Genomic DNA, 203 nt, shown 5'->3' with positions numbered 1-203 from the left:
AGAACAATATTAGTTATATCAACATTACCCGTATTCTCTACTGTAAAAGTATACTGAATCTCATCTCCAACATTAGGTAGATCGTCTGCATTAACATCTACATAAATACCTGTCTTGGTTAAAGCTAAATTAGATAACTGTTCTATATCTGTAATTGTCTCATCATTGGTAGGATCATTGTCTCCATTATCATCAACAGTTTC

At 32.0% G+C, this 203-nt stretch carries 1 protein-coding gene; it reads right to left on the bottom strand.

The features are described from left to right. The coding region (locus Q0921_RS25015) for a hypothetical protein (protein ID WP_299261905.1) at window positions 1-203 on the bottom strand (203 nt) is incomplete at both ends.

This window comes from uncultured Aquimarina sp., assembly GCF_947496855.1.
Lineage (GTDB): Bacteria > Bacteroidota > Bacteroidia > Flavobacteriales > Flavobacteriaceae > Aquimarina.
This window is presented reverse-complemented; position numbering and strand designations above follow the sequence as displayed.